Source organism: Paenibacillus sp. NRS-1760, from assembly GCF_050467785.1.
Taxonomy (GTDB): domain Bacteria; phylum Bacillota; class Bacilli; order Paenibacillales; family Paenibacillaceae; genus Pristimantibacillus.
This window is the reverse complement of record NZ_JBITPK010000021.1, coordinates 809,098-826,386: the sequence shown is the minus strand read 5'-3', so window position 1 is coordinate 826,386 and position 17,289 is coordinate 809,098. Positions and strand designations below refer to the sequence as shown.

11 protein-coding genes are annotated in these 17,289 nt (G+C 53.6%); 10 read left to right on the top strand and 1 reads right to left on the bottom strand.

The genetic code is table 11. The annotated features are described in order from the left end of the window. Positions 1 to 9: 9 nt before the first annotated feature. The 5 genes from ACIFSR_RS31405 (at position 10) to ACIFSR_RS31385 (ending at position 3,479) form a co-directional block, all read left to right on the top strand. The gene (locus ACIFSR_RS31405; RefSeq protein WP_209071926.1) at positions 10 to 489 is read left to right on the top strand and encodes an ABC transporter permease; all 480 of its coding nucleotides are present in this window, start codon (positions 10 to 12) and stop codon (positions 487 to 489) included. A gap of 67 nt (positions 490 to 556) precedes the next feature. Next, positions 557 to 952: a hypothetical protein gene (locus ACIFSR_RS31400; RefSeq protein ID WP_430062882.1), complete on the top strand. Its 396-nt coding sequence runs from the start codon at positions 557 to 559 to the stop codon at positions 950 to 952. Next, the gene (locus tag ACIFSR_RS31395; RefSeq protein WP_430062879.1) at positions 949 to 1,497 is read left to right on the top strand and encodes a hypothetical protein; all 549 of its coding nucleotides are present in this window, start codon (positions 949 to 951) and stop codon (positions 1,495 to 1,497) included. The genes ACIFSR_RS31400 and ACIFSR_RS31395 overlap by 4 nt, the downstream gene beginning before the upstream one ends. After that, entirely contained in the window at positions 1,484 to 2,461 is a 978-nt protein-coding gene (locus ACIFSR_RS31390) for a hypothetical protein (RefSeq protein ID WP_430062876.1), read from the top strand. Before ACIFSR_RS31395 ends, ACIFSR_RS31390 begins: the two co-directional genes overlap by 14 nt. Positions 2,462 to 2,486: 25 nt before the next feature. Further along, on the top strand, positions 2,487 to 3,479 hold the full coding sequence (locus ACIFSR_RS31385) for a hypothetical protein (protein ID WP_430062874.1): 993 nt from the start codon (positions 2,487 to 2,489) through the stop codon (positions 3,477 to 3,479). 39 nt (positions 3,480 to 3,518) lie between these two features. Here ACIFSR_RS31385 and ACIFSR_RS31380 read toward each other — a convergent pair whose 3' ends face one another. After that, entirely contained in the window at positions 3,519 to 3,968 is a 450-nt protein-coding gene (locus tag ACIFSR_RS31380; protein WP_430062871.1) for an AraC family transcriptional regulator, read from the bottom strand. 225 nt (positions 3,969 to 4,193) lie between these two features. Here ACIFSR_RS31380 and ACIFSR_RS31375 point away from each other — a divergent pair, with 225 nt between their 5' ends. The 5 genes from ACIFSR_RS31375 (at position 4,194) to ACIFSR_RS31355 (ending at position 17,185) form a co-directional block, all read left to right on the top strand. Beyond that, the gene (locus tag ACIFSR_RS31375; protein WP_430062868.1) at positions 4,194 to 5,297 is read left to right on the top strand and encodes a copper amine oxidase N-terminal domain-containing protein; all 1,104 of its coding nucleotides are present in this window, start codon (positions 4,194 to 4,196) and stop codon (positions 5,295 to 5,297) included. A gap of 108 nt (positions 5,298 to 5,405) precedes the next feature. After that, a complete protein-coding gene (locus tag ACIFSR_RS31370) occupies positions 5,406 to 9,137 on the top strand; it encodes a DUF5704 domain-containing protein (RefSeq protein WP_430062864.1) in 3,732 nt (1,243 codons plus the stop codon). A 23-nt stretch (positions 9,138 to 9,160) separates the two neighbouring features. Beyond that, a complete protein-coding gene (locus ACIFSR_RS31365) occupies positions 9,161 to 9,646 on the top strand; it encodes a hypothetical protein (protein WP_430062861.1) in 486 nt (161 codons plus the stop codon). Positions 9,647 to 9,655: 9 nt separating this feature from the next. Then, positions 9,656 to 9,922 carry a helix-turn-helix domain-containing protein gene (locus ACIFSR_RS31360; RefSeq protein ID WP_430062858.1) on the top strand — a complete coding sequence of 89 codons (267 nt, stop codon included), beginning with the start codon at positions 9,656 to 9,658 and terminating at the stop codon, positions 9,920 to 9,922. 12 nt (positions 9,923 to 9,934) lie between these two features. Further along, complete coding sequence (locus ACIFSR_RS31355) at positions 9,935 to 17,185, top strand: helicase-related protein (protein WP_430062856.1); 7,251 nt, start codon at positions 9,935 to 9,937, stop codon at positions 17,183 to 17,185. Positions 17,186 to 17,289: the final 104 nt, after the last annotated feature.

The window sequence follows — 17,289 nt, the reverse complement described above, 5'->3', positions numbered from 1 at the left end:
GCGAATTCAATGTCCAATGCACAAAAAGCACTGGTAATGGCTGCCGGGATTTTCCTCGCCATCGCCCTCATTACCTTGGCTGTAGTCTTGTTTGTTTCAGCCCAGGATTCCACCAAAGCGGCGCAAAGCAATTTCAGCAATATTCAAACCGAGCTGTCGCAAACGGCCTTTACGGTATACGACAATACGACATTGTCGGGCAGTCAGGTTGTCAACGCACTGAGAAAGTTCCGTGATGTCGATCAATTTGGTATTCAGATTTACACCGGTAAAAACCCGGCTGGACAATGGTATGGCAAAACGATCAATACGAGCGTTCCGATGGACAACGTGACCTATGGTACGGTCGTCGGTGTGGCTCCGGGCTTGATCGCGCAAACCGTAGACGAGGCAGACATCAACTACGTGAATCCGAGTGGAAAGTTCCGTGCGAGCCTCGTGCTGGACAGCAGTAATGTCATTCGCGGGATTGTGTTCCAACAGCAATAAGACCGAAGGAAGGCTTGGAAGCGTCCGGGGCAACCCGGGCGCTTTCGTCTGAAGGGAGGAACCTTGGATGGATTACGCTCCGAGAACGATGATGGAGATAAGTGTTGCTTTTTTGGCGTTTTTGCTGGCTGCGGGAACGGGGTTGTTGTTGTTACAAAACGGAGCTTCGCTGAACACGTTGGCTTACATCTCGAGTCAAGCCCAGGATCGAAGCCTGCATCAAACTGTAAGTCCACTACTAGCTGGCGATGGCACAATGCGTGGCGCGGAGGTGCTTCATGTTCTGGCACGGCTGGAGAAAGGCGATGCGGAAATGATTGTGGACGGTGTGCGGTACGCAGCGCCATTAGAACGGGAGCAGCTTCGCGCAACGGGCATTCCTTTGCTGGCGAAATATGTGCCCCATGATGAACGTGACGCGGATGGGCATTTGCTGCGACTGCTGTTAAGGCGTGTGCCATGAATACGCTGATCAAGCTGTTCGCGGTGCTGATTTCGCTCCTGCTACTCTACCTGTATCCCCTCTCCGCCGCCTTTAATCAGCAGGACGATATTTCCGAGTTGGTGGCGCTGCGGGCGACGACCTCGTTTGTGGATGCGGTGCGCGACAAGGGCGGCATTACGCCTGTGATGTACAACGATTTTATGACCGCGCTGGCGGCAACCGGCAACAGCTTTGTCGTTGAGATGGAGCATGGCAGCAAGACCTATGTGCCGGTCTACGATGACCCAACCCGGCCGGAATCGTTCCGCGGTACCTACGAAATTCATTATGATGCTTATTACAATGCGCAGATTTTGCCGGTACTGTTTCCCGACAATACGCAGGCCAAGGATACCCCAGACCGTCGATACCGCATGCGGGAGGGCGACAGCTTCTCGGTTACGGTGCGCAATACGAACCGGACGGCAGGTACGCTGATCTTTGACATGCTGAACAACACGATCAGCCCGAATGAAAAGATCGTCATTCCTTATGGAGGGATGGTGCGCCATGCGATGGATTGAGTGGGCCATAGTAGGCGCATTGTTGTTCCTTCCGTTTGCGACGATCAACCGCATCGAGACGGATGCGTTGCGCCGGACGCTGCTAACCGAGCTACGTTACGATGCAGCGCTGGATGCAGCGGTGGACGATGCGGCGAGCCAGTTGATCGGCAATGCCAGCCAGCAACGGGAAGCGCAGTATGGCTCGGACAAGCGGATTGCACTCAATAAGGAAGACGCTGTAGCGGCGTTCTACCAGACGCTTGATGCGGGCTTTGGTGTTGCAGGTGACCCCGTGGCACAAGGCGCTTTGCACCGCTACATTCCGGCGATTGTGATCGTCGGTTATGACGGCTTCTATGTCTACAGCGAACAGGAATGGACGGGTACCGACGGAAAAACGATCATGAAGCCGGTATGGGGAGTGAAGAAGCCGTATGCCTATGCCGATTCGGCGGGTAATAGCCTGTCGTTTACGCTGGATCAGGAGGTGCTGGCCTACGATGCGGCGAGTGGAAGCTGGCACGAGGGCTTGCGGCAGGACATTCGGCAGCAAACGTCGATTCCGCTTCTGCAGGATGCCGAACAATTTGAGCGGACAAGGCGCAGCACGATTGTCGGGGCGATTCAGGACGAGCTGGCCTATCGGATCAACCAATACAACGAAACCGTTTCCCGATCCGAATTTTCTTACGTGTTCACTTTGCCGTTGATTCCGGAAGAGGACTGGAGCAACAGCATCGACGACGTAGGCGTTCTAGCGTTTTTGCAAGGCATTCCGATGGGCGCTAGGCAGTACAACAGCTACGCGTTGGGCGGGAGCCGGGTGTTAAAGCAGGATGCGATTATCGGCGCACGCAAGGGCGAAATGAAGGTGTACTACCGCAGCTCCTGCGGCTATGGCTACCCGCGTGAAGAAGTGTTTGTCAGTGAGCAGGCAGCTGCACAAAAGGGCTATATACCGTTGTCTTGCCCCGGAAACTGAATAAGCAAGAATGGAGAGGAGCCGCATGATATATCGTTTGTTGCTAATGGTAGCGGCATTGATAGGACTAATGGGATTTTCAAAAATTACGGAGGAACAACCACTGGCAGTAGCCGGTGAATCGAGCCGTATCCATCCGCAACTGAATGCCTATGTCGAGGAGATATTCCCCGGCGACGAACGCGAATATCCGATTGATGTAACCAATCCAACCGATGAAGAGGTAACGGCACTTCTTTACGCTGCAGATGCCATACCCGCGATTGGTGGTGGCAATGATTTCACCTTGCCGACCGACCCGGATTTGGGAGCGGCTGCTTGGTACACGACACCGGATCAGACGATCACGCTTCGGGCCGGAGAGACGCAACGTTTCCTAATGAAAATGCGCATACCGGAGCATGTCCAGCCCGGTCAATATGTGTCGGTAATCGGGGTTTTAATTGATCCCAATAGAGCCTTAAAGAATGAAACTTGGGGTGAGGAGCAATCCCATACAACGATGGTTTACAAAGCAGGCGTGCAAGTGGTGCTGAATTATCGGCTGGCGGAAGCCAGGCCGCCTGAGGCCATCCCCCATGCAGCAATTTATGCGATAGACAACGGAAAGGCTGTTTTTTCCGTTCTATTGATTAATGAAGGAGATAGTTTGTCCATGCCGCATCTGGAAGTTGAAATTACACAACAAGAAGGTAACAAACAGGTGCTGACATGGGAGGGTGCCGTCGGCTTCATTTATGCCGGAACTGCGGCACAGTATCAAATGAAACTGGAGCAACCGTTGCTGCAGGGGGCTTTCCTGGCCGAAGTAAAAACCGCCGTGAATGGACATACAGTGCGCAAGGTTCTGCCATTTGAAGTGAATCAAGCGATCACCCTATCCCAACACCAGACGGCGGATAGTGAGTTTATGGATGAAGAACGACGCTTCCTTTTATCTCGTGTTTATTTCTACGGCGTTATCCTGTTGATCGTTATTTTGTTAGCCGTATACCAGAAGAGAAAGAGCAAGAAATGAAGCCAATGAACCTGGCAAGCTACCAAGAAGGGCTTCCAGTCACGCTTGTTTAATTGGAACGCAAATCTCGCAGTTTTCTTGCATCGTCATATCACCGCTGTATTTCTTCAGTATGGGGCGGTTGTCCATCTGGTACTCACTTAGCTGAATAACACCAAAAATCCGTTGCCAAGCGTGCTGAATAGCTTCGGCTGTATGCTGGACACTGAACACAGCATACAGCCCTCCTGGAAGTAAGCCTTCCTGAACGTGGTTATCGAGCTGAAAGTGAGCAGGGAGCACGATACAGGCATCATATCTGCACTGCTCAGTGTATGTTGTTTCTGGGTTATCTTGGGCGATTCCGTACAGAGTGGCCGATTCAGTGAGCAGATGATGGCGACGACCCCAGTCCTTTAAGGCTTCCATGGTTTCTTTGTTGCGCGGACCATAAGAACCTGTTTGCCGGATATAAGCGATTCGTTCGGGCGAAAAAAGTTCAATGTTCATTATGCAATCATCCTTTTCAGTTGGAATTGATCTCATCTCGGATGCTAACATGATATAAATTTTTTTTGCACAAATACTTTTAAAACTTGCATATCAAAAGGACTTTTACAGGTAGGGTGGACAGCTTCGAAGCCAATCTACTATCATAAAAGAAAAGAAATATCTTCCAACTTGTACCGCCGAGTCTTGCTTTTGAAGGATGATAATAATGAAGGAGTGGATGTGTTGAAGAGGTGGTTGCTTATGTTGACGGTTGTGATGATGCTCGGTAGCATGACAACAACAGTAAGTGCAGCGAGTCTGCCGCCAACGTTTGTCACGGTCGTGATGGACGGCAAGAAGCTGTGGTTTCCCGATGCGCAGGCATTCATTGATGAAAACCAGCGGACGTTGGTTCCGGTGCGGTTTGTAGCGGAGGCGCTCGGCGCAAAGGTAGGCTGGGAAGCGGAGAGCAGGTCAGTTCCGATTCAGAAGGAGACTCAAAGCATCCGCTTGACCATTGGCAGCAATATCGCAACGGTCAATGGCGCAGAAGAGTCATTTGACACTCAGGCGGTGATGCAGGGCGGTCGTACTTTTGTTCCGTTGCGGTTTGTCAGCGAGATTCTTGGCATGGCGGTGGAGTGGGACGATAAAACAAATACGGTGTTTTTGTCCACAGCGGAACAATTGAATGGCAAGACTGATCCGTGGGGCAGGCTGATTCGTACGACCGATCTCCCGAAAAATGCAGCGGAATATCCGTATATTCTAGCCGATGTTCCTAACGCGATGTATGAAATGAAATTCCCCTATGCACATCCTAGAGACAGCAGGGTATCTTCTAAACTCTACTCGACTGTACCGGAATTCACAAAAGTTAATGTTGATGTATGGTTGAAAAGATTGAAAACGTTTGGAGCATTGTGGCTTAATGTGGACTATCGGACAATTGATGATTCTTGGGCAAAAGCGGTATTTGCTACAAAGATGCAAAATTTTGATGCGGAGTTGAAGTATATTCGTCAATACGTCGATTGGGTAAAGACGAATAAAATTCAGGTCACGGGGTATCTGGAACCTGAACCTTCTATGATTTTCAGGGACGGATTTGGCTCCAGTCATGTTCGTGTCAAATTCCGGATGATTTTTAGTTCCTTTCAAAAACCGGAACGACTTATTTATGATGAGTGGTTCCCACAGGATGCCAAGTTTGAAAAAAATGTATGGTATGAAGGCTATTCGGATATTAAAATGGGAACCAACGTTGGCGGTGATTGGGGCAGTACGTTAAAGGTATCTCCGTCGGCCAGTCTATTTCAGAACCACGTCATTTCGAAGGTGGAATAGCCAATGAGACCCTTACAATTGTATAGACGAGTACTGTGCATGCTGCTGGCATGCACTTTTTTTATGCCCTTAATCATGAATTCAAAGGTAGGGGCTGCTCCGCCTATCATGTTTGTTGAAGCTGGAATGATTAAATTCGAGATTACAGGCACGGCGGCAAGTACTTCTATTCGCTATCGCACGGTTGGGTGGGTCGTAAGTAAAGAGCAGATGTGTTCGCAGACCGCATCAGGGAAACAGTGCTCTGATCCACGGAACAAGCCCCACGCCATTTTTTCTTCCGATGATATTATCCAGACAGGACAAAACCCAAACACTCCAATCCCAGGACAACCATTGACGGGGTTTTATGAAGTACCGGAATCAGTCGTTACGCAACGACTTTGGGCGGCAGGCATGGACGGTATTCAGGATAATGACAATCTGTACTTCTATGCGGTCATGGTATCGATCAACGGAGATGGCTCTGTCCGTAAAGGTCCTTTCTACACACTGTCGGGCATCAAGCAGGCAGAGGGCTGGCGGGTTCCTGACGATTTGGACGATTATTTCGGCCTTCACATTCCTTATCGCAGTGCGGAGTTTCCAGTAGATGTCGTGGCCAAAACCGTGGATGGCCGAATCATTCAAAAGCCGGATGTAACGTTCTTGAAGGGCAAATACAAAATCGGGGAAACGGTTGACCATGAGTTTCCGGCGACCTTGACCGATGGCGGAAAAACGTATCGGATCGTGCGATCTTACTTGTCGCCCAAGCAGGATACAACACAGAAGAAGTGGTTGCAGGAAAATCCCGAAACCAACGATAAAGTCCGTATTCGAAGCTTCACGGTCGCACTGGGTGGATCGGATGCGATTGCTGAGTATGAGGAAGCAGCAAGTCCTGTGAAGGCTATCTACCAGAAGGAAGACGGCACAGTGCTGCAGGAGGTGGATAAGGGCGAGTTCGCGGCAGGAGCGGAGGCTAATCACACCTTTGAGGCTACCATCTCTAAAAGCGGGCAAACGTATGAAATTATTCGCTCCTATATTACGAGCAACAGCAACCTATCCGAGAAGCTATTCATTCAGGAAAAGGGCGACAGCAAGCTGCGCGAACGATCCATTCTAGTCGGCCCGAGCGGCTCCAACTTTGTCGGTATCTACAAGGTGCCTTCGCCCGTTACGGTGACCTCCCGCATCGACGCGCCTGGGCAGGCGGCTTCGACGGAAACTACAGTTACGGGAGATTTTACGTTTGAAACGAAGTCGCCAAGCCAGCTTGCATCGTACCGGATTACGAGCATCGAAAACGCCCAACTGGTCAACGCCAGCCAGCAGACCGGCACACTGAGCGGCACATCGGCCAGCAAGTCACTGCCGATTCGCATTCCGCTTGGCAGCAGCGATCAAGTCACCGTCAAAATTACAGTCGTGGTGACAGACAAGGACAACCAGAAGGGAGATTCGACCGCCGATCATGCAGTAATGATCAATCGAGGCGGGGAGCCTCCTCAAAACGGCTCAGAGCAGCAGCTCGAAGACATGGATGCATCAGCATCGGCGGTGATTAAGGCAGATGTGCGAGGAGCAGAACGTTTTGATGTGAGCAAGGGTATCCCGACTTCGGAGAGCCTGTACGTGAACGCTAGAGCCAAAGCTTATTTGTACCGGAACCAGTTTACGGAGATCAAAGGAACGAAAACGTATCCGATTACGGTCAGCCGCACCTATTCGCTGTCCTGGACCGAGTATGTCTCCGGCCCTCCGGACAGTGAGGGCAACCCGACCACTGTGCCGATATCGCGTTCGGATTCGCAAACCGTTACCCAAAGCTACACGGTGGAGCGCAAGTACAGCTACTGGCTCATCGACCGGCTGGAGGTATACGGCCTTCAGCGCGCCGAGGTAGCCAACTATGCCTTGCCGGATGGCAAGGTTACGCTGCAACCAAGCGGCTATGCGCCGCCAACCGTTTCGGCCAGCCATGAGGCATCCGTCTCTGCGCATATGACCGACCCGGTGTATCGCAACGTAACCTTGCCCATTCAATCGCTGAACGGCGGCTCCATCCGCCCGTCAGTGCCAACCGAGAACTGGAAATCGGAGGCGGAGCAAGCGGTCGGGAAGATTAAGGTGCGAAACGATTCGCTTGTTTTTAACGGACAGACCATCATGAGCAACGGCACAGTGGAAGAAACAGCCCCGACTCCGGGCGTTATTCCAGTTGCGCCTATGATCGGGCAGAACGTGTTGTACGGTAGCGGGTTTGTCATTGATTCGGGCAAAAGCAACAAGGCTGCGCAACCAAGCAGCGGGACGCTCTCCTACGCGCTGATCAAGGGTATTGGCGGCGGCAGCAATCAAACCTTCCCGATTCCCGGCATCAATCCGGTGACGGTGCATACGCCGGTTGTGAATCGGGCCACCATCTCCGACGATCAGGCGCATAACCAGAAGACGGTGTCGACCTCCGGGCGTTCGGCGCTCATTTTGAATCGACCCTTTACCGTGACCAACCCGACCAGCGGGCAGCACCGGGGTATAACAGGCTATGGCAACCGGGATTATGCGAAGTACATTCAGGACAAGCAAGTGCGATTCCCCTTCGATGTGTACAAGGCCGACCGAACCACGCTGATCCCGAAGGAAACCTGGACGTCGATTCCGGTCGGCCAGCTACAGACAACGTTTTATTTGCCTGTTTGGGTAGACGAGGGAAATTATGATGTGCTGTTCCGCTCCTTTGCCGAAAACAGCCCGGTTTCGTTTACCTCGCAGCCGAATGCCAATCTGGATGTGAGCCATCATGTCGCCACGCAGGTGGTACCGGTCGAGGTGATTGGCCGATTGTTTGATTTCCGCATCACCGATATAGCGGATTACCAGTGGGAGACCGTGTTCCGCACGGCAAAGGGCAGCGCCACGCCAACCGGCAGCAGCTATTGGGTGGGCTTGAAGGGGATTGACGGCGCAGCGCGGGGCAATGCGGCTCCCTTCATGCTGCCGATCCGTGCAGGCAGTCACCCGGAGATCGGTAAGAAGAACGTTACGATCAAGACGGGCTATCATTTTAAATTTGAGGTCAAGACGCTCGGCAATATGTTCGGTTCGGGAGACGGCATCTTAATTACGCCAACCTTCTATTTCGTGGACAAAAAAGGGCAGAACCGCCAGCCGGTGGACTTGTATTATCACTCGGGCAACAAGCGTTTTATTCGCATCGGCTCTGCGGAGGACACGGAGCAGCGGCTGGTGACGCTGGATACCCGGCTGCGCAATGTCCCGCAGCAAGAACTATCGAATACCGCGGGTTCCCTCTGGAGGCTAAGTGGTGCTACTGGTAATCAGACCACGTATGTGCAGCAGTTTTTAAAGGATGCGGCGCAAAAGAAGATTTACGTTGGCGGTTATGACGGTATGCTGCTGCCGCCACAGCTTCGTACCTTCATCGGCAGCATGCAGGTGCCAAGCGGCATCGATGCGGCCCGAGCGAATGGGGCCGTTCAGCTTTGGCGCGGGGAATATAGTTTGCCTGCTGCACCGTATGCGGTGCCTGCGGGTTTTAATGTGGCCGAATACGGACGTAAGCACAAGTTGGATGACCAGTCTCCAATTTTCCTACGCGATGGCTATCTGATCGTTAATTTCAACATCGAGACCATACGCAACCGAAATACCAGTCAGCCGCATTTGCAATACAAACATGCACCGCTGAACAACCAGTGGCAAATGGAGGGCTTTGGCCGCAGCTTTGTTGATCCGTATGGCGCCAGGTTCTCCTTGTTGGATGGGGACGTAGCGTTTTATCATGCCGATTTGTCCAGCTACGACGATTTTGGCACGGGCGGCACCCACTGATTTCACCAAGCGGAGGGATGAACATGATTAAGAAGCTGCAAAGCGCCGCTCCCGAGGAAGCGGCCTATTTTTATTCAGGTTCGGCTGAGCATGAGATGGGGCGTGCCTGCATCGGCCACCTGCGCGGGGATTTCGGGCGCTCGGGCGAGGAGTTTTGGGTGTCCTGGTTCCCGCGGAACTCCCCCTTTGAAACGCCAGCCTTCAAGGACGAATTGGGCAAGGTGTTTCAGTCGATAGGCGATCAGGACGTGCTGAAAAGCCGTCAGCATATGCTTCACTTTTGCAGCAAGCACCCGGAAGCGCGCATTGCCGGGGCAAGGAGCACGGATGTATACGGTTTTCGCATGGAGACGAAGGAGCATCGTTACTATTTGCGCTGCTTCCCCTTTGCCGGAGATTACAACTTTTACCTGTATTGCTACGCCCGGCCGGAGCGCGTGGCCGAGCAGCATCGGCAAGCGCCTTCCGCTCCTGCATCGCAGAAGAAAAAGACGGAGCCGCTACGATAGGAGGACGTCATGAATGATTTGACACGTTATCGGCTACTGGCGGAGGCCGATCTTTCCCCAGCGGCCAAGTTGTTGTACAGCTATTTACTGGATTTTGCGGGTGGACAAAGCAGCACGGTATGGCTGTCCTCCCGCCGCCTCGCGGCAGAGGTTGGTCTTTCGACCTCTGCCATTCGACGTAACCTGCACCGTCTGGAGCAAAACGGATTGATTCAGCTCACCTCGCGCTATTCCGAGGAAGGCATTCGATTGACCAACAAAATTACGATCCGGTAAGGAGGTGTTTCCATGACTGCCAAACTGCAGCGCATGGTCGAGCTGTCGGCCCGTACCTCGCAGGCGTTGGTGAAAGATACCGGACAATGGGCCGATTTTTTGAGCACCGCCGCATGGAACTACAAATATCCGTTTCAGGATCAATTGCTAATCTACGCGCAGCGTCCCGATGCCACCGCCTGTGCTCCGATTGAAGTGTGGAATAAAAAGCTGGACCGCTGGGTTAGACGTGGTGCGAAGGGCATTGCGCTGATTGAGGACCGCGGCAGCAGCCTGGGACTGCGCCATGTGTTTGACGTGTCGGACACGCAAAGCCGACAGTCTCAAGCCGTGTCGCTCTGGCACATGGATGAGGCGGATACGGAGGCTGTCCTTGAAACGCTGGAGAACGCCTTTGGATACGAACAAGAGCAGGGTATGGATCTGCCCGGCTCCCTGCTCACAGCGGCGCGAAACGCCATGGAGGACCACAGCGCCGATTATGTCCAGATGCTGCTCTCCGAGCGCGACAAAAGTCTGCTTGAAGAACTGGATGATGCGCATGTGGAACTGCTGTTCCGGGAAGCCGCGCAATATGCCGTCACCTATATGACAATGGTTCGCTGCGGGCAGGAGCCGTCCCCTTATATTAGTACCGATGATTTGTCTGGTGTCGGTTATTTTAATACCCTGCCCGTACTATCGCATTTGGGCGCTGCGATCAGCGATGTGGCGGAAACGATTCTGCGGGAAATCGAGTCTACCATCTGGGCGCAGCGCCGTGAAAACATACGAAATCTGGCGTCGGACGTAAGCCGCACCGTTGCAAGGCCAGAAACACTGCTGCACAATGAAGCTAAATCACGCGAAGGAGAGATTGAGCATGGAGCTGACCTACACACAGAACGGAGATTATCTGCTGCCGGATCTGGTACAGCCGGAGTCGATGAGCATCGGGAAATACGGCCTGCTGCGCAAGACGTTTCTGAAAACCGAGCGGAAGGGCACCTACGCCCACCTGATGCTCTCGGAACAGCTACACCAGCATTTGGCGGAGATCGACCGGACGGCGAGGGAGCAGATCGAGCAGACCTCGGCACAACTGTTGATGCAGCACCCGGCACCGGACAAAGCAAGCGATCCGCTGGGCTGGACGGGTCACCTGAACAATCTGAAGCAACAAGCGGAGGAGCTAGTCCTGACCGAGCTGGTGTATCGCTAAAATGGCATGACCGGGGAACGGAGGACAATCGTCTTCCGTTTTTTCATGACGGAAATCAGATTAACGATAAGCTGCGAACTGCGCCGCTCCTTGTGAGCAAGACGGAGGTCGCAGTTTTTTTTGAAAGCAGCGATGATGCGCGTGAACGTGCGCTATTTGTGAGAAGTCTGTTTCCGCAAGGAATAACGGAGCTGGAGCTAGAGCCGGATAACTGGCTTGGTGTGGAGCCTTATCAAAATGTACTGCATATCTGGACGGGCAAGTCGGACAGCCGAACGGCGCAAGGGTTCTACGATTGGGGCGTCATTGCCGGTCATATCCATAGCATGCTGCTACTGAAGGAATGGGATCAGACGCAGCAACCGTCTGCCGCGCAGCAAATGATGTGGCTGGAGGAAGCGGCGGAGGCTCATGCGTCTGCATTTGTCTGGCCGCAGGCGGTCATAGATGCCGTGCTGCAAAACGGAAGCGGCATTGAGAATGGCAAGCTGCGAATTGCCCTTCATTTTCAGCAATCGCTGTCGGCGCAGGACAATGCTGAGTTTTTGAAACGGGAATATGGGACAGGCGGTCGCGTTCCAGCCTTGATCGGTACGAATATTCATGAACATCACGACAGCAAAGGCATTGCGTTGGAGCGCGGGTTTCGAGCGGCTGAGGAGGAGAAGCTGGTACTGCCCTGGATGAAGGTGCAGAAGCGGATCGGTGAGCTGCTGGCGGCTGGCCGATATTTGAACCGCAGAGAAGTAGAGCAACTGCCTGTGTATGACGAGCAACAGGCGGAGCAGCGCAGGCGGCGCGAGGCTGAGATGAGGGAGAGGCGCTCCTTATTGCCGGAGCCGCCACTGGCTCCACCGCCAGATGTCCCACCGCGTGACAGGATGAAGCTGCGCTATGCGTATGTCGAAGGCAATTCTGTCTTCATCGGAGCGGATGAATATGAAATCGCTCAGTTGGAGCCTGAAAAGGTATGGTTACAGGATAAGCAGTTCCCGCTGTTTTCAAAGGAACTGAGCCGGAGCGAGTTAGAGCGTCTGCTGCGCGACAATCCGTTTAACGATCATTTGCTGACAGATGAACAGTTGACAGAGGCGGACGTAGTGTTTTGGGAAAACGAGGGAACGGATGAGCGCTCGGAGGAACCGGAGCAAGCGATGTCAGTGCAGGCTGAACCTGCACAGACTGAATCGAACGAAATCCCCATTTCGCCTGCTTCCGAAGCTCCCTCTCACCCACGCCATCGGCCAAGCAATTACCGCATTGTGGACGTTTCCTTGGGGCATGGCGGTGCCAAAACGAAGTTCCGCCGTAACGTGGAAGCCATCCGGCTGCTTCAGCAGTTGGAGGAGGAAAACCGCCAAGCAAGTGCGGAGGAGCAAGCGGTGCTGGCGCATTATGTCGGCTGGGGCGGTATTCCGCAGGCCTTCGATGACGCCAACAGACAATGGACTGCGGAATATACCGAGCTGCAGGCACTGCTAACCCCGGAAGAGTTTGCGTCCGCCCGTGCCTCAACCTTGAACGCCCACTATACCTCCCCTATCGTTATTCAGGCGATGTATGAATGCCTGGAGCAAATGGGCTTTCGGCGCGGAAATATATTGGAGCCTTCCTGCGGGATTGGTCATTTCTTCGGTCTGGTGCCGGAATCGTTTCAGGATTCGCGGTTATTTGGCGTGGAGCTCGATGGCCTGACCGGTCGCATCGCCAAGCAGTTGTATCCGCAAGCGTCGATTGCGATCAGTGGATATGAGCGGACAAATTTGCCGGACAGCTTCTTTGACCTGGCTGTCGGCAATGTGCCGTTTGGTGGCTACGGTGTAGCGGACAAAAAGTATGACAAACACAAGTTTTTGATTCATGATTACTTTTTTGCGAAGACACTTGATAAGGTGCGGCCAGGCGGCATCATGGCCTTCATTACCTCCAAAGGGACGATGGACAAGCAAAATCCGGCGGTGCGTCGCTACATCGCGGAACGGGCGGCCTTACTTGGTGCGGTGCGTCTGCCGAACAATGCGTTTCTGGCGAATGCCGGAACGGAAGTGACCGCAGACATTCTATTTTTGCAAAAACGGGATCGCATGGTGACGGTCAATGAACAGAACGAGCCGTGGCTGGCATTGGCCGAAACGGCGGATGGCGTGCCGATCAACGCCTACTTTGCCGCCCAGCCGGATATGGTGCTGGGCACGATGGCGTTTGATGACAAAATGTATGGCAATCGCGAGGAAACGACATGCCGACCGTACCCGGATGCGCCCCTCGATGAGCTGCTGCGCGAGGCGCTGGCTAACATTCACGCCGAATGGGTGGAGGGAGAACGCGAGGAGCAGCCGGAGGAAGCGGATGCCTCGGTACCTGCCGATCCAAATGTGCGCAATTTCAGCTTTGCATTGGTGGAAGGAAAGGTCTATTTCCGCCAAAACAGCCTAATGCATCCGGTCGAAGCCTCGGCAACAGCGACGGGGCGCATCAAGGGGCTGATTCAACTGCGCGACACGGTGCGCGACCTGATCGAGTTCCAGACCGAGGATTACAGTGAGGAAGCCATTCGTGAGCAGCAGCGCAAGCTTACGGTGCAGTATGATCGGTTTGCGGCGCAGTATGGGCTGATTAACAGCCGCGCTAACAGTCTCGCCTTTTCGGACGACAGCGCTTATTTCCTGCTCTGCTCGCTGGAAATACTTGATGATGAAGGGCGCTTGCAACGAAAGGCCGACATGTTTACGAAGCGCACCATTCGGCAGAGGTCGCAGGTGGAGCGCGTAGATACGGCATCCGAAGCGTTGGCGGTTTCCATTGGCGTCAAGGCGCGGGTGGATTTGGCCTATATGAGCGAATTGTGCGGTATCCCTACGGATAAGCTGATGCAGGAGCTGCGCGGCGTCATCTTCCCCAATCCCGAGCTGATGGACGAGGACGGAGAGCCGAGCTATGAGACGGCGGACGCCTATTTATCCGGTCATGTACGCGACAAGCTGCGTATCGCCAAGTCCTTCGCAGTCCAAGACGCCGAACGGTATGCTGAAAACGTCAAGGCGCTGGAGGCGGTGCAGCCGCTCGACTTGACCGCTTCCGAAATCGATGTCCGGTTGGGAGCGACCTGGCTGCCTTCCGAGGTGATTCGCGATTTTATGTTCGAGCTGCTGGATACGCCGCCGATGTATCGTCCCTCCATTCATGTGCTCTATTCCGATTATACGGCGGCCTGGAACGTACGGGGCAAAGGCGACGATCGGAGCAACAATATCAAGGCCAACGTCACCTACGGCACCGAACGGATCAACGGCTACAAAATTCTCGAGGATACGCTCAACCTGCGGGATGTGCGCATTTTCGATACAGTGACTGAAAATGGCGTGGAAAAACGGGTGCTAAACCGGAAGGACACGGCTATTGCTCAGCAAAAGCAAGAGCTCATGAAAGAGGCGTTCGGCGAATGGCTGTGGCGAGATCCTCAGCGCCGAGAACGGATGACGCGCCTCTACAATGACCGGTTCAATGCGATCCGGCCGCGGGAGTATGACGGCACCCATATTCGCTTTACCGGTATGAATCCAGAAATAAGGCTTCGGCAGCATCAGGTGAACGCGGTCGCCCGCGCACTCTACGGCGGAAATGCGCTCTTTGCCCATTGTGTCGGTGCGGGCAAAACGTTCGCAATGACCGCCGCAGCGATGGAGAGCAAGCATTTAGGACTGTGTAACAAGAGTATGTTCGTTGTCCCCAATCACTTGATAGAGCAGTGGGCGGCGGAGTTTTTGCAGCTGTACCCTTCGGCCAATGTGTTGGTGACGACAAAAAGGGACTTTGAGACGAAAAACCGCAAAACGTTTTGCGCCCGCATTGCCACTGGCGACTACGATGCGATCATTATCGGGCATTCGCAGTTTGAGAAGATTCCGATTTCAATGGAGCGTCAGAGGCAGCAAGTGGAGGAGCAGATCTACGAGATCACCGGCGGCATTCGGGAATTGAAGGAAGCGAAGGGCGAGCGCTATGCGATCAAGCAAATGGAGAAGACGAAGAAGACGTTGCAAGTCAAGCTGGAAAAGTTGAACGACACCAGCCGTAAGGACGATGTGGTGACGTTTGAGGAATTGGGCGTGGATCGGCTGTTCGTAGACGAGGCGGATTCGTACAAGAACCTGTTCCTGTACACGAAAATGCGCAATGTTGCCGGGCTGTCGCAAACTGAAGCGCAGAAGTCGTCAGATATGTTCATGAAGTGTCGGTATTTGGACGAGCTGACCGGAGAACGTGGCATCATCTTTGCAACGGGCACGCCGATCTCGAACTCCATTACGGAAATGTATACGATGCAGCGTTATTTGCAACATAAGAGCCTGCAAAAGCATGGCTTGCAGCATTTCGATTCCTGGGCATCCACGTTTGGTGAAACCGTCACGGCGATTGAGTTGGCTCCGGCGGGAACAGGCTACCAGGCGAAAACGCGCTTTGCCCGCTTTTATAACCTCCCCGAGCTGATGAGTATGTTCAAGGAAGTCGCAGACATCCAGACCGCGGATATGCTCCAGCTCCCGGTGCCGAAGGCACATTTTCATAATGTGGCTGTCCCGCCAAGTGAGTTTCAGCGCGATATGGTAGCCGATCTTGCCCATCGGGCGGAGCAGGTTCGGGCCAAGGCGGTTGAGCCGCACGAGGATAACATGCTGCTCATCACAAATGACGGACGCAAGCTGGCACTCGATCAGCGGCTGGCAAATCCGCTGCTGCCAGATGATGAGGGCAGCAAGATCAGCGCCTGCGTGAATAACATTTTCCGGCATTGGCAGGAGGGGCAGCAGCATCGGCTCACGCAACTGGTCTTTTGCGACTTGTCCACCCCGAAAGCGGATGGCACGTTCAACGTTTATGATGAGGTCAAGCGCAAATTGTTGGAGAAGGGTGTTCCAGCGATGGAGATTGCCTATATCCACGACGCCAATACGGATGCGCAGAAGAAAGAGCTATTCGGTAAGGTACGAGCAGGACAGGTTCGCGTCCTTCTGGGATCGACGTTCAAAATGGGGGCCGGTACCAACGTTCAGTCGAAGCTGATGGCCATTCATGACCTCGATTGTCCTTGGCGCCCGCGCGATTTGGAGCAAAGATTAGGGCGTGTCATTCGCCAAGGTAACCAGAATAGTGAAGCGCACATTTACCGGTATGTCACAGAGAATACGTTTGATGCCTACCTCTACCAGACACTTGAAAACAAACAGCGCTTTATCTCACAGATCATGACGAGCAAGTCGCCGGTTCGCTCTGCGGAAGACATTGATGAAGCGGCGCTCTCTTATGCCGAAGTGAAGGCGCTGGCGACCGGCAATCCGTTTATAAAAGAGAAGATGGACTTAGATATTCAAGTGTCTAAGCTCAAGCTGCTCAAAGCCAACCATCTGAGCCAGCGTTATGCACTGGAGGATCGGTTGCTCAAGCTGCTGCCGCAGCAGATCAAGTCGACGGAAGAGCGGATCGCTGGGTATGAGCAGGATGTGGCCCTGTATATGCTTCAGGATGCCGAAAGGATAGACGGTGAAGAAGTCGCCTTTGCCGGAATGATGATCAAGGATTTCACGTATAAGGAACGGGCATCGGCAGGCGCTGCGTTGCTGGTAGCCTGCAAGGGCATGACTTCTCCTGATCCGCAGGAGATCGGCCATTACCAGGGCTTCTCCCTATGGCTTTCCTTTGACAGCTTCAACCTGGAGTACAAAGCAACCCTGCGCGGCGCACTGGGGCATCATATTTCGCTTGGAGCCGATGCAAGCGGCAATCTGAATCGGCTGAATAATGCGCTTGTTGCGTTGCCGGAGAAGCTTGCTTATTGCCGCGATCAACTGACCACACTCCATAAGCAGATGGAAACGGCGAAGGCGGAGATTGCAGCTCCCTTCAAGCAGGAGTTGGAATTGCAGGAGAAGTCAGCGAGGCTGACGGAGCTGAATGTGCTGCTGAATATGGATAAGCGGGAGAACGAGATGATAGAAGCTGGAGGGGCGGACGAAGAACCGGAGCTGCTGGAGCGAAGGAGAATGAATCGGCAGGAACGCTGAGCGAACGGATCGTGTGAGCTTACGCTGGGCGTGGGTAAAAACGAGGAGGTTGCCTCGCTTGATCATGACAGGTTCGCGTGCTAAGCCCGAATCAGGTATGTTGG